A 13,290-nucleotide genomic window follows, 5' to 3' on the forward strand; every position below is an offset into this window, starting at 1 on the left:
TTCAGCCCGCAGGAGCCGCCATGATCCAGATCCGCCCCATGACCCCGGAAGACTTCGAGCGCTTCTGGCCGACCTTCCAGGCCATCGTCCAGGCCCGCCAGACCTACGCCTTCGACCCCGACCTCAGCTTCGAGCAAGCCCGCCACCTGTGGCTTTCGCTGCCGCTGCGCACCCTGGTGGCCGAAGCCGACGGCCAACTGCTGGGCTCGTACTACCTCAAGGCCAACGCAGCAGGCCCCGGCAGCCACGTGGGCAATTGTGGCTACATGGTCGCCGAAGCCGCCCGTGGCCGTGGCGTGGCGCGGCTGATGTGCGAACACTCACAGAAACTGGCACGCCAGGAAGGCTTCCTGGCCCTGCAGTTCAACTCGGTGGTGGCCACTAACGAAGTGGCCGTGGCGCTGTGGCACAAGCTCGGTTTCGAGACCGTGGGCCGCCTGCCCAAAGCCTATCGCCATGCCGAGCTGGGGCTGGTGGACTGCCTGGTGATGTACAAGTGGCTGGCCGATGAACCGGTGGTGGAAAAGCCGCCGCTGTTGATCGGGCGCAAGAACATCGAGGCCCGCGTATCGCGCCGTCGCGGTCGCTGAACCCTCCCCTTGCGCATTTGACTCCCGCGCCGAACGATGGTCAGATGCGCACCTGTTTCAGGTGTCCTGCGCCGCCGCGCGCAGGGTGAAACGGGAAGCCGGTGCGTCCTTTGCAGGACAAGTCCGGCGCTGCCCCCGCAACGGTAAGCGAGCGAACCCTTCGACACACCACTGTGCCTCGCGCATGGGAAGGTGAAGGCGTTCATGACCCTCGCAAGCCCGGAGACCGGCCTGGAGCTTCGTTGGCAAACCCGCGGTGGGCGGGCGCAGGCCGGTTTCGCGTGCGCCCCTGCGTGCGTGCTTGCTCGTCTATGCGTTGTTTCCACCGGGATCCATTCATTCCTGCAGCAGTGGAACGACATGTCCCGTACCTACACGCTTCACACCCTGGCGGCCTGCCTGGCCGTCTCCATGCCGGCATGGTCCGATGAGTTCGACAGCCAGGCCCTGACCTTGCCCTCGACCGCCATCACCGACACCCGCGACGCAGCGTCCATCGACCTGGCTACCCCGACCCAGGCCGGCTCGCGCCTGGGCCTGAGCGCCCTGGAAACGCCGGCCAGCACCAGCAGCATCAGCGCCGAGCAGATCCAGCAGCGCAACAACCTCACCGTCCAGGATGCCGTGACCCGCTCACCGGGCATCACCTTCACCGGCAGCCCGGGCGATGGCGGCACCGGGCTCTCTGCCCGTGGCTTCGAAGGCCAGAGTTCGGTGATGACGCTGTTCGACGGCTCGCGCCTGTACAGCGGCGCCGGCACACTGACCTTTCCGGTCGACCCATGGATGATCGAGCGCATCGAGGTGATCCGCGGGCCGGCGTCGGTGCTCTATGGCGAAGGCGCCACCGGCGCCGTGGTCAACGCCATACCCAAGAAGCCCTTCGCCGGCGAGATCCGCAATCATCTGCGCCTGGGCTATGGTTCATGGGATCGCCAGCAGCTCGGCCTGGACCGCGGCGGTAGCCTCAGCGAACGCCTCAGCTACCGCATGACCCTGAACCAGCAAGCCGGCAATGGCTGGGTCGATCGTACCGACTCGCGCAGCCTGGCCCTGAGCGCCGCCCTGCGCTTCGACGCCACCGACGACCTGAGCTTCACCCTCGCCCACGAGCGTGGCGATGCCGAGCCCGCCAACTATTACGGCACCCCATTGATCGACGGCCATTACCGCAGCAGCCTGCGCAAGAAGAATTACAACATCCAGAACGACGTGCAGCGCTACCACGACGAGTGGACCCGCCTGAACACCGACTGGGCCATCAGCGACCGCATCACCGCCAGCAACCAGCTGTACTCCATCAAGAGCCGTCGGCATTGGCGCAACGCCGAGACCTACGCATGGAACGCCGATGCCGGCTACCTCGAGCGCGGCAGCTTCCTGGAGATCAAGCACAACCAGGAACAGCTCGGCGACCGCCAGAGCTTCACGTTCGACCACAGCCTGTTCGGCCTGGCCAGCAAGACCGTCGTCGGTGCCGAGTACAACAAGATCCGCTTCAACGTCGACAGCAACGCACCGTACGACGATGGCAGCCAGGACGTGTTGGACCCCTGGAACCCGGCGCCTGGCCGGTTCCACAGCTTATCGCCGACACGCCCGCAAACCTTGTCCACCACCCACACCTTCTCGCTGTTCGCCGAGAATCGCACGGCGCTGAGCGAGCGCCTGTCGCTGGTGACCGGGGTACGCCGCGACCAGAACCATATCGACCGCGACGATTTGGTCAACGACACCCGCAGCGACCGCAGCCTGCGCGGTGGCAACTGGCGTGCCGGCCTGGTGTTGGCGGTCACGCCGGATCTGTCCCTGTATGGGCAGTATTCGACCAGCGAAGACGGCGTGGGCGACCTGCTGACGCTGCGTCCGGAGCAACGCTACGACCTGACCGAAGCCAAGCAGACCGAATTGGGCCTCAAGCAACGGTTCTGGGGCGGGCGCGGTGAATGGACCCTGGCGGCCTACCACATCGTCAAGAACAAACTGCTGGTCGCCGACCCTGTGAACCACGGTGTACAGCAAGCAGGCCAACAGACCTCCGACGGCCTGGAAGCGTCCGTGGAGCTGGCCTTGGCCAACCAGTGGCAGGTCTCGGCCAACGCCTCGGTGGTACGCGCAAGGTTCGACGACTATCTCGAACGCACCGCCACCGGCGTGATGGACCGTGCCGGCAACCGCCCGGCCAACGTGCCGCGGCGCACGGCCAACCTATGGGTCAGCAAAGGTTTCGGCCAGGATGTCGAGGCCGGCCTAGGGTTGCGTTACGTGGACAAACGCTACGACAGCGCAGCAAACCAGAGCAGCGTCCCGGGCTATACGGTGGTCGATGGTTCTATCGGCTGGCAGGTCTTGCCAGCTGTGCGTCTGGGGCTGCAGGTGAACAACCTGTTCGACCGCGAATATGCCGCTTCCTACCTCTATACCAGTGACCAATGGCTGCTGGGCGCGCCCCGGTCATACTTCGCCACGGTGGACTACACCTTCTGATCCCTGAAGCCAGCGCCGCCCTTGTAGGAGCGGCCTTGTGCCGCGATGGGCTGCATCGCAGCCCCACCCCTCGAACCCTGCAAGAACGGGTTCACTCGCACATCATTCAACGCGCGGCATGGCACCGGCTTCGCCGATGTTCGCGGGACAAGCCCGCTCCTACAGGGGGTGCCGGCGATGAGACATGGAAATGAAACACCGGGTCACTGCCCACGCCGCAACAGGTAGGTATCCATGATCCACCCCTTACGCTGCCGCAGCCGCTCCCGCACTTCGAGGATCTTCGCCTTGACCTGCAGCAGCGGCCCGGCGACCAGCACTTCATCCTCGGTACCCAGATACGCTCCCCAGTAGATCGTCAATGCCGGGTCGTCCAAGTCAGCAAAGGCGCACTGCCCGTCCAGCATCACCACCACATTGTCGATCCGCGCCTGCTTGGCCAAGCATCTGCCCGGCAGCACGGTCAACGGCTCGCCGATGCGGTTCAACGGTACCTGATGACGAGCAGCCAGGGCCTGCACGCTGCTGATGCCCGGGATCACCTCCAATGCCAGGGTCATGCCGCGCGCTCGGACCAGATCAAGCACGCGCAAAGTGCTGTCGTACAGACCAGGCTCCCCCCAGAGCAGGAAGGCACCCACGTCGCCAGGCCTCAGTTCATCCACGAGCAGACGGCCATACAAGGCCGCCCGCTGCCGGTGCCAGTGCTGCACCGACCCCACATAGTCCGCCGCCTGGCCATCACGCTTCGGGTCCGCCACCTGCACCAGGCGGTAGCCACCGTCCGGCACGTAGCGCTCCAGGATCATCGTGCGCAGGCGTGCCAGTTCGTCCTTGTCGGGGCCCTTGTCCAGGATGAAGAACACCGTGGCGCGCCGCAGCGCCTCCACGGCTTCGAAGGTGACCTGGCGGGGGTCGCCAGGCCCGATGCCAATCAGCAGAAGGTGTTTCATCGCCCTGCTCGTGCGGATGCCAGCGGCCATTGTCAGCCGGCCGCCGGCGTTTGGCAAAGCACCCTACAGGATCGAGAAGTTGTAGCTGACGATGACCCGCGTCTCGTCCATGTCCCGTGCCCACTTCTCGTAGTTGCTGCGGTAGGTGGAGTTGCGTAGGCGCACGCTCAGGTCCTTGAAGGTGCCGCTCTGCACCTGGTACTTGAGCTCGGTATCGCGCTCCCACTCCTTGCCTTCGGCGTTGCTGCCGGGGACCTTGATATGGTCGCCGTTGATGTAGCGGGTGAAGAAGGTCAGGCCGGGCACGCCGAGTGCCTTGAAGTCGTAGTCATAGCGTACCTGCCAGGAGCGCTCCTGGGCGGCGGCGAAGTCGTTGACCTGGGCGTAGTTGACCAGGTACGGGTTGCTGCCGTCGAGGTACGGCATGGCGTTCTCGCCATACATGCGCTGCCAGCCGGCACTGATCTTGTGCCCGCCCAGGCTGTAGCCGAGCATGCCGCTGAAGGCGCGGTGGTCGATCTCGCCGGCATGGGCATTGCCGATGTCGTCGCTCTTGATCAGGCGCAGGTCCGCCGACACGCTGCCCAGCGCCAGCGGCTGGGTACCCACCAGGCCCAGGAACTGCTGGCGGTAGATGTTCTCCAAGCGCGATACCTGGTACTGGCCGCTGAGGCGATCGTTGAAACGGTAGTCGACACCGGCCAGGTCGAAGTGATCGGCTTCGGTGTCGCAGGCGTAGCGCTTGTTCTTGCAATGCACGCGAATGTCCTGGCGGTCGGTCGAGTCTCGCGCGGTGTACTGGTTCAGGCGCGCCAGGGTGAACTTCAGGTCGCTCACCTCCTCGGAGGTGAGCATGGCACCATGGAACATCGTCGGCAGCAGGCGACCATCGTTGTACTTGAGCAGGGGCATGTCCGGCATCATCGAGCCATAGCGCAGCACCGTGCGGGACACCTTGACCTTGCCGGCCACGCCCAGCTTGGCGTACTGGTCGGTCGAGCGGCGCGGGTCATGGCCGGACGCCGGCAACAGGCCGCTGTTGCTGTCGGCCGGGCTCGAGTCGAGCTTGAAGCCAACCATGCCCAGGGCATCCACGCCAAAGCCCACCGGGCCCTGGGTATAACCGGACTGCACATTCAGGATAAAGCCCTGCGCCCACTCTTCGCGCTTGGACGCGCCTTGGCTGGAACTGCTGTGGCCGTCACGGAAATCCCGGTTGAAATAAACATTACGCGCCTCGACCTTGGCGGTCGTGTCTTCAAGAAAACCACCCGCCTGGGCCTGGGCACCGACGCACAGGAAGAACAGGCCGGCAACACGGCGCCCGGGGGCAAGGGGAAACGGGGGAAACATGCGAAAGGAACATCCAGAACAAAGCGAAAACGACCCAGGGCAGCACACCACCCTGGCACTACAAGACCGTTGGCAAATACCCCGGCCAGCATCTTGGATGATCGCCCAACCGCTCTAGCCCAAGCCATAGGACCATGGTCTAGGTAGGCCTCAAGAGCACTATGAAGACCGCCGCGAATACCGTACGAAAAACTAGCAAAGTTCCGCGATTACTTATAAAAAGTTTGCGGTTTACCCTCGTGAATTCGAAGACTACACTCGATATCAGCGAACAGCTATACCCATCCTCGTGGCCGGCGTTTATCGCTTTCTTGTATGTTCGTCACGCCCCGCCACGGCACTTACAGGAGTGATGACAGTGTCCAGACTTGCAGAGTTTCGTGCTGCCGAAAAAGCTCTCCAGGAACAAATGGCGCAACTGGAGGCGATGAAAAAGGACGCCGGCCTAAAACGCGAAATCGAATTCGAGCAGAAACTAGTCGGCCTGATGAAAAGCTATGACAAGAGCCTGCGCGACATCATCGCCATCCTCGATCCGAAGGCGGCCACCCGGGCCCCGGCCACGGCGCCCAAACAGCAGCGCCGCCCCCGCGTGGTGAAGGTGTACGAAAACCCGCACACCGGTGAGCTGATCGAGACCAAAGGCGGCAACCACCGCGGGTTGAAGGCCTGGAAAGAGCAATACGGTGCCAAGACGGTGGAAAGCTGGGTACGCACATGAAACATCAACGCGTACTTCACACTTTTTTCACATCGACACGCGCAGTATCGAACCAGCTAAAGGACTAGCGACCCCATCACGCGCCCGCACATGCGGGCCTCTAATTCCAGCGCCCTGCACTCGTGCAGGGCGCTTTCATTTGCGCTCACGCCTCACTGCCGTATCATGGCCCACCTGTCTTTACCGCCGGGGCCCTGTGCCCTGGCCTCGTTCCTGGAGCACCCATGAGTCTGCACGATCTGCAAACCCTGCCAGGCGTGACCGCCAAGCCGGACGCCGCTACCCACCGTTTCGTCTTCAACCACACCATGCTGCGGGTCAAGGACATCGAAAAGTCCCTGGACTTCTACACCCGCGTCCTGGGCTTCAGCCTGGTGGACAAGCGCGACTTCCCGGAAGCGGCCTTCAGCCTGTACTTCCTGGCCCTGGTGGACCCCGCACAGATTCCGGCCGACGACGCCCAGCGCCACCAGTGGATGAAGTCGATCCCCGGTATCCTCGAACTGACCCATAACCATGGCACCGAGCACGACCCGGAATTCGCCTACCACGACGGCAACACCGACCCGCGCGGTTTCGGCCACATCTGCATTTCGGTTCCGGACGTACGCGCCGCGTGCGAGCGCTTCGAAGCCCTCCAGGTGCCCTTCCAGAAGCGCCTGAGCGATGGCCGCATGAAGCACCTGGCCTTCATCAAGGACCCCGACGGTTACTGGGTGGAAGTCATCCAGCCGACCGAACTCTGAGCCCGCCGACAAGGCACGCTCGTCGGGCCGGGAACCTCCGGCCCCTCGCTGTGGTATATGGAATAGACCTGTTCCAAGCCACAGCGAGGTAAGGACGATGCAAACCCTTCACTGTGAATACCGCGACCACACCATCACCGCCAGCGTGATGACCCACCCAGGGTCGCCCCTGCCGTTTGCCGCCGGTTGCCGGATCACCGACCCGGAAGGTCACACCAGCAGGCGCCTGTCGCTGCCGATGAAGATGGCGTTCTTGTCCGATCTTGAAAACGCCCAGCACGCCGCCCTGGCCCATGGCCGATGGCTGGTGGACCAGCAGCTGGACGGCGATCACCAGGTGTTCTAATCCGGCTATCGAGGCAGTAGCGCGATCTTTGATGGGAGCGGCGCTTCGACTTGTCCCGCGATTAGGCCGGGCTCGATATCACCGTCGCTTGGCAAGGGCTTTGCCCTTGATCGCGGGACAAGCCCGCTCCCACAGGCGAGATAGTACTGGCCGCTTGTTCTCTGCGCGAGAACGGCCAGGTGATCTCCCACAGAAGCCCCAAAGGCTCAAGGCTGCCGCGCATAGGCAACCGCCTGCGCCACCTGGGCGTCGGTTGGCCGCACCCCGGTGTAGAGCACGAACTGCTCCAGCGCCTGCAAGGCGATCACATCCAGCCCGGTGATCACCGGCTTGCCCAACGCCTCGGCACGGCGGATCAACGGCGTGCGCGCCGGCATCGCCACCACGTCGAACACACGCTCGGCCGCGGCAATGGCATGCTCGGCAAAGGCCAGTTGATCCACCTCGGGCCCGCCAGCCATGCCGATCGGCGTCACGTTCACCAGCATCGGCGGGCACAGGTCGCCCAGCTCGGCCTGCCAACGGTACCCGCACATATCGGCCAGTTGCCGACCCGCCTGCTCGTTACGGGCCACGATGATCCCTTCACGCAGCCCCGCATCGCGCAAGGCGCTGGCCACCGCCTTGGCCATGCCACCGCTGCCACGCAAGGCGAATGCCGTCTTCGGGTCCACCTGGTGCCGCTCCAGCAACTGGCGCACCGCCAGGTAATCGGTGTTGTAGGCCTTCAGATGGCCGTCGGTATTGACCAGTGTATTGACCGAGTCGATGGCCGCTGCGGACGGATCGACTTCATCGACCAAGGCCATGCAGGCCTCCTTGTAGGGCATGGAGACACCGCAACCACGGATGCCCAACGCACGGATACCCGCCACTGCCGCCGGCAGGTCCTGGGTGGTCATGGCCTTGTAGTAGTAGTCCAGGCCCAACTGCCCATACAGGTGGTTGTGAAAGCGCACCCCGAACGTACCGGGCCGCCCGGCCAGTGACATGCACAGCACGGTATCTCTGTTCGGTGGAATCGCCATTGCCTGCTCCTCATTGGGCTGAATCGATTGCGCAGCGTAGCAGACGCAACCGCCAGGGATCACCAGGGCCCGCACATGAAAGTTGATAAAGCTAATGACCACTATCGAAGCAGTTGATTTCACCTGGCCATGGCGTGCCGATTAAGGTAGCGCCATGTCACACAGGAGGCACCCATGGCCACTATTCAGATCATGTCCGTCATCGGCAGCGCCGTACCCGCCACTCTGCGCGAACAAGGGCTGTTGGCCTGTTGGTACCTGACCCGCAATGGCGAGACCGTCAGCGGGCCGCTGACCTCCCGAGCCACGGCACAAGCCCTGGCCGACCGCCTGCAGGCCGGCAGCCTGCTCGCCTGACCGAATTTCGTTGTGCGTTTGCTCCCTTGACGCTCTCCTTGCCCGCCTTTTCAGGCGGGCTTTTTTTATTTCAGCCGCCTCATCGTGTGCGGAGCGTGTCCGCCCCGCGCGCCAACCGACAAATGGTGGCCGCGGAACCGTTCCAGCATGAAGCTTTTTTCATTTCCCGGCCCGCCATCAACGAGCATTCGACAGCACTTCGGCCATACTCCACAATGCAACGGTTTTTTGGGGGAAACCCTTGCACAGCCAACGACATACCAACTTTTAGTGAGCCTCAACGTGAAAACTTCCCTGTCCATCCTCAGCCTGCTGCTGTTGCTCACAGGAACCGCGACCCTTCCGTCGACCGCTGCTGCACAACCCCCGGCCCAGGTCCAACGCGATCCCGCCAAGCTGCACCTGGCCTCCGGCAGCGCCCTGCTGGTCGACCTGAACACCAACCGGGAGCTGTATGCCAGCCACGCCGACCGCGTGGTGCCGATCGCCTCGGTGACCAAGTTGATGACCGCGATGGTGGTGCTTGACGCCAAGCTGCCCATGGACGAAATGCTCACCATGACCATCGCCAACAATCCGGAAATGAAAGGCGTCTATTCCCGGGTACGGCTCGGCAGCCAGTTGAACCGGCACGAGACCCTGCTGATCACCTTGATGTCCTCGGAAAACCGCGCCGCCAACTCGTTGGCCAACCACTACCCTGGCGGCTACAGCGCCTTCATCAAGGCCATGAACGCCAAAGCCCGCAGCCTGGGCATGGCACATACCCGCTATGTCGAACCCACAGGCCTGTCGACCCAGAACGTGTCCACTGCCCGAGACCTGGCCAAGTTGCTGTTGGCATCGCGCAAATACCCGATGCTCAGCGACCTTTCCACCACTCGCGAGAAGACTGTGGCGTTCCGCAAGCCCAACTACACCTTGGGCTTTCGCAACACCGACCACTTGGTGAACAAAAGCAACTGGGACATCAAGCTGACCAAGACCGGCTTCACCAACGAGGCCGGCCATTGTCTGGTGCTGCTGACGAAGATGGACAACCGCCCGGTGGCCATGGTGATCCTGGATGCCTTCGGCAAGTACACCCACTTCGCCGACGCCAGCCGCATGCGCCAATGGCTGGAAACCGGCACAGCCAAGCCGGCACCGGCAGTGGCCATGCAGTACAAGGCCGAACGCCAGAACCGCGCTCGTCTGGCGTCGGACTGAGTGCACCGCTCCTACAGAACTTTTAGCTATCGCACGCTCCTGTAGGAGCGGGCTTGCCCCGCGATTGGGCCGGGCCGGATATCACCGTCGCCTGGCAAGGGCTTCGCCCCTGGTCGCGGGGCAAGCCCGCTCCCACAGGCGGGGCGGCGCTAACCGCTTGTTCTCTGCGTGACAATGCAGCCGAAGGGCTGGGTAATCTCCCACAGGACAGCCAAGCCGCCTTTTAGTCAGGCCTTGGCGCTGACCATTCCTCCTGCGCTGCTGCCGCCGCTCTTGCTCAGGGCCTCGAGCAACAAGGCCATGGCCGCCTGGATCTCACCGGAAAGGGTCGCGATACTGGCCTGCTTCCCCGTCACGGCAGCCAGTTTCAAGGTTTCGTCCATGTCGCGCTGCATCAGTTCGGCCAATTGCTTTTGCTCCTCGGCCAGTTGCTTCTGCAACTGCCGGATCATCTCGCGCAACTGCTTGATATGCGGCGGTTCGTTACTCTCCTGGCTGCTTTGGGTCGACTTCGCCTGGTCGTTGGCTTTCAAACCAGAGAGATCGACCTGCACGGTCGAGTCGTGCTTTTCCGTGCCCTCATCTTCGGGGACCTTCGCGGCAGCGCTAGCTGCGGCGTGAATATTGAGGGTGGCGGCGGTGATTGCGACCATGTCATACCTTCCTTGCAATAAGTCTTCGCGTTGACCTCGCTATCGGCGACCGGGCGCACTTCTTGAATCGCGCGCAGCCAATAAATTTGCCGCACCGCCACTCGTCCACCTGATACCCACGCCTGGCTCGGCGCAGCGCTGCGCCACCAGGCCGCCCGATCAGCCCTGCAACGAGATGGCAATGACCAAGACCCGTTCCCGCAAAGCCCTTTACATCGGCCTGCCCCTGGCCCTTGCACTCGCCATGGGAGGCGCGGCCGCCGGCTACTTCTATTGGAAGGCCAACGCCGGCTACCCACGCAAGATCGTCGAACAGGCCAAGGACATGCACGAACACATGCTCTCGTTCGACGGCCACATCACCGTGCCGCTGACCTTCGGCAGCCACGGCCAGGAAGTGGACAAGGACGGCCCGCACCCCTTCGACCTGGTCAAGGCCGGCAAAGGGCGGCTATCGGGCGCAGCACTGACCATTCTGGCCTGGCCGGAAATGTGGAACGGCCCCAATGCCCCGCACAAGCCCACGCCAGGCTTCGTCGACGAAGCCCGCCACCAGCAGCAGGTGCGCTACCAGGTGATCCGCAACATGGTCCGCGACCATCCCGAGCAGGTCGGCATCGCCTATACCCCGGACGATTTCCGCCGGCTCAACGGCGAAGGCAAGTTCGCCGTGTTCATCAGCATGCTCAATGCCTACCCCTTCGGCGACGACCTCTCGCAACTCGACCTCTGGGCCAAGCGCGGCGTGCGCATGTTCGGCTTCAGCTACATCGGCAATAACAGCTGGGCCGATTCCTCCCGGCCGATGCCGTTCTTCAACGACACCGCCGATGCACTGGACGGCCTGTCGCAGACAGGCGAGCAGGCGGTCGGGCGCTTGAACGATCTGGGCGTGATCATCGACGTGTCGCAGATGTCCAGCCAGGCCCTGGCGGACGTCGCGCGCCTGACCCGTGCGCCGCTGGTCGCTTCGCACTCGGCGCCCCGTGCGCTGGTGGACATCCGCCGCAACCTCAGCGACAAGGAACTGCAACTGATCAAAGGCACCGGAGGCTTGGTCCAGGTGGTCGGTTTCTCAGGTTATCTGCAACCCCCGAGCCAATCGACCTTGGACAAGCTCGACGCCTTGCGCGCGCGCTTCGACCTTGGCCCGCTCAAGGACCTGAACTACGCCCTGATGCCGGGTGACCCGGCGATCACCATCTGGCCGGACAAACGCTTCGGCGAATACGCCAGCGGGCTCTACGGCATCCTCGAGCAAGAACCCAAGGCCAGCCTCAAGGCCTATGTGGACGCCATCGACTACACGGTGAAGAAAGTCGGTATCGACCACGTCGGCATCAGTTCGGACTTCAACGAAGGCGGCGGCCTGGACGGCTGGAAGGATGTCAGCGAAATCCGCAACGTCACCGCCGAGCTGCTCACCCGTGGCTACAGCGAAGCCGACATCGCCAAGCTCTGGGCCGGCAATTTCCTGCGGGTCTGGCAGCAGGTACAGGACGCCAGCCGCCCCGTCGCCGCCAGCCACTGAGCTTCCACCCACCCCACTAGGCACGCCGCCCCATGAACAACCGTCGTACCTTTCTCAAGCAGGCCGGTCTGGTCACTGCCACCCTGCCCTTGCTGCCCGGCGCCCTGGCGGCCGAGCCCGCATCGCCGGTGTTGACCGGCCCGGACAAGTGGCGCCAGTTGCGTACGCTGTTCCCCCTGGACCCGCAGGTGGCGCACTTCGCCAACTTCCTGGTCACCGCCCACCCGCGCCCAGTGCAGGCGGCCATCGACCGCCACCGCGCCGACCTGGACCGCAACCCCGCCGCTCTGATGGATTGGGAAAGCCAGTACGAATGGCAGCGCGAGGACGAGGTGCGCGACTGGGCCGCCCGCTACCTGGAGGTCGGCCCACGGCAGATCGCCCTGACCGGCAGCACCACCGAAGGCTTGGCCATGATCTACGGCGGCCTGAAGCTCGCCCACGGCCAGGAAATCCTCACCACCGAGCATGAACACTACTCGACCCATAAAGCCCTGGCCTTCCGCACCCAGCGTCAAGGCACACCGGTGCGCAAGATCCGCCTGTTCGACAAGCCCTGGGAGGTGTCCACCGACCAGGTGCTGAGCACGATCGAGCAGAACCTGCGCCCCGAAACCCGCGTGCTAGGCATGACCTGGGTGCACTCGGGTAGCGGCGTCAAGCTGCCGGTGGGCCAGATCGGCGAGCTGGTGCGCCGGCACAATCGCGAGCGCAGCGAGGCAGAGCGCATCCTCTACGTGGTCGATGGCGTGCATGGCTTCGGCGTGGAAAACCTGCGCTTCGCCGATTTCAACTGCGACTACTTCATCGCCGGCACCCACAAATGGATGTTCGGCCCGCGAGGCACCGGCATCATCTGCGCCGCCTCGACCAAGATGGACAACCTCACCCCCAGCGTCGCCACCTTCTCCCGTGACGAGGACTTCGCCACCATCATGACCCCCGGCGGCTACCACGCCTTCGAATACCGCTGGGCCCTGGGTGAAGCCTTCAAGCTGCACCTGCAGCTGGGCAAGGCCGACATCCAGGCACGCATCCACCAGCTTAACAGCCTGCTCAAGGCGCGCCTGGCCGAACACCCTCAGGTCGAGTTGGTGACCCCTCGTAGCGAGGCCTTCTCCGCCGGCTTCACCTTCTTCCGAATCAAGGATCGCGACCCGGACGCCATCGCCGCCCACCTGGTGACGAACAAGGTGATGAGCGATGCGGTATACCGCGACGCAGGCCCGGTGATCCGCCTCGCCCCCAGCCTGCTCAACGATGAGCAGCAGATCGACCGGGTCATGGCCCTGGTCGCCCAGAAACTCTGAGCAAGG

13 protein-coding genes and 1 riboswitch are annotated in these 13,290 nt (G+C 63.8%); of the genes, 9 read left to right on the top strand and 4 right to left on the bottom strand.

What is annotated here, in order from left to right; genetic code table 11:
* The first annotated feature begins 20 nt into the window (after positions 1–20).
* Together IRZ56_RS19670 and IRZ56_RS19675 are read left to right on the top strand one after the other, a co-directional pair.
* Positions 21–590 (top strand): GNAT family N-acetyltransferase, encoded by a 570-nt coding sequence (locus IRZ56_RS19670; RefSeq protein WP_196146468.1) that lies wholly within the window; start codon positions 21–23, stop codon positions 588–590.
* A gap of 42 nt (positions 591–632) precedes the next feature.
* Positions 633–840, top strand: a riboswitch (cobalamin riboswitch).
* 110 nt (positions 841–950) lie between these two features.
* Positions 951–3,077, top strand: coding sequence for a TonB-dependent receptor (locus tag IRZ56_RS19675; RefSeq protein WP_196146469.1), 2,127 nt, complete (start codon positions 951–953; stop codon positions 3,075–3,077).
* 203 nt (positions 3,078–3,280) lie between these two features.
* Here the strand turns inward: IRZ56_RS19675 and cobF are convergent, their stop codons facing one another.
* Complete coding sequence (cobF, locus tag IRZ56_RS19680; RefSeq protein ID WP_196146470.1) at positions 3,281–4,030, bottom strand: precorrin-6A synthase (deacetylating); 750 nt, start codon at positions 4,028–4,030, stop codon at positions 3,281–3,283.
* A 63-nt stretch (positions 4,031–4,093) separates the two neighbouring features.
* The gene (locus IRZ56_RS19685; protein ID WP_196146471.1) at positions 4,094–5,383 is read right to left on the bottom strand and encodes an OprD family porin; all 1,290 of its coding nucleotides are present in this window, start codon (positions 5,381–5,383) and stop codon (positions 4,094–4,096) included.
* A 358-nt stretch (positions 5,384–5,741) separates the two neighbouring features.
* Here IRZ56_RS19685 and IRZ56_RS19690 point away from each other — a divergent pair, with 358 nt between their 5' ends.
* From IRZ56_RS19690 to IRZ56_RS19700, 3 genes are all read left to right on the top strand, one after another.
* Positions 5,742–6,104, top strand: a complete 363-nt coding sequence (locus IRZ56_RS19690) for a histone-like nucleoid-structuring protein, MvaT/MvaU family (protein ID WP_196146487.1) — start codon at positions 5,742–5,744, stop codon at positions 6,102–6,104.
* A gap of 224 nt (positions 6,105–6,328) precedes the next feature.
* Positions 6,329–6,850, top strand: coding sequence for a lactoylglutathione lyase (gene gloA, locus IRZ56_RS19695; protein ID WP_196146472.1), 522 nt, complete (start codon positions 6,329–6,331; stop codon positions 6,848–6,850).
* A gap of 97 nt (positions 6,851–6,947) precedes the next feature.
* On the top strand, positions 6,948–7,196 hold the full coding sequence (locus IRZ56_RS19700; RefSeq protein WP_196146473.1) for a hypothetical protein: 249 nt from the start codon (positions 6,948–6,950) through the stop codon (positions 7,194–7,196).
* A gap of 206 nt (positions 7,197–7,402) precedes the next feature.
* Here IRZ56_RS19700 and IRZ56_RS19705 read toward each other — a convergent pair whose 3' ends face one another.
* Positions 7,403–8,224 (bottom strand): shikimate 5-dehydrogenase, encoded by an 822-nt coding sequence (locus tag IRZ56_RS19705; RefSeq protein ID WP_196146474.1) that lies wholly within the window; start codon positions 8,222–8,224, stop codon positions 7,403–7,405.
* 174 nt (positions 8,225–8,398) lie between these two features.
* Between IRZ56_RS19705 and IRZ56_RS19710 the strand changes: the two genes are divergently transcribed.
* Complete coding sequence (locus IRZ56_RS19710; protein ID WP_196146475.1) at positions 8,399–8,581, top strand: hypothetical protein; 183 nt, start codon at positions 8,399–8,401, stop codon at positions 8,579–8,581.
* A 282-nt stretch (positions 8,582–8,863) separates the two neighbouring features.
* Positions 8,864–9,790 (top strand): D-alanyl-D-alanine endopeptidase, encoded by a 927-nt coding sequence (pbpG, locus tag IRZ56_RS19715; protein ID WP_196146476.1) that lies wholly within the window; start codon positions 8,864–8,866, stop codon positions 9,788–9,790.
* Positions 9,791–10,017: 227 nt separating this feature from the next.
* On the opposite strand, the gene IRZ56_RS19720 is transcribed toward pbpG, so the two are convergent.
* Positions 10,018–10,443 carry a hypothetical protein gene (locus IRZ56_RS19720; protein WP_196146477.1) on the bottom strand — a complete coding sequence of 142 codons (426 nt, stop codon included), beginning with the start codon at positions 10,441–10,443 and terminating at the stop codon, positions 10,018–10,020.
* Positions 10,444–10,624: 181 nt separating this feature from the next.
* On the opposite strand from IRZ56_RS19720, the gene pvdM reads away from it, so the two are divergent.
* Both pvdM and IRZ56_RS19730 read left to right on the top strand, forming a co-directional pair.
* Positions 10,625–11,974 (top strand): pyoverdine-tailoring dipeptidase-like protein PvdM, encoded by a 1,350-nt coding sequence (gene pvdM, locus IRZ56_RS19725; RefSeq protein WP_196146478.1) that lies wholly within the window; start codon positions 10,625–10,627, stop codon positions 11,972–11,974.
* A 32-nt stretch (positions 11,975–12,006) separates the two neighbouring features.
* A complete protein-coding gene (locus IRZ56_RS19730) occupies positions 12,007–13,284 on the top strand; it encodes an aminotransferase class V-fold PLP-dependent enzyme (protein WP_196146479.1) in 1,278 nt (425 codons plus the stop codon).
* Positions 13,285–13,290: the final 6 nt, after the last annotated feature.

Origin of the sequence: Pseudomonas guariconensis (assembly GCF_015680235.1) — a bacterium.
Lineage (GTDB): Bacteria > Pseudomonadota > Gammaproteobacteria > Pseudomonadales > Pseudomonadaceae > Aquipseudomonas > Aquipseudomonas guariconensis_A.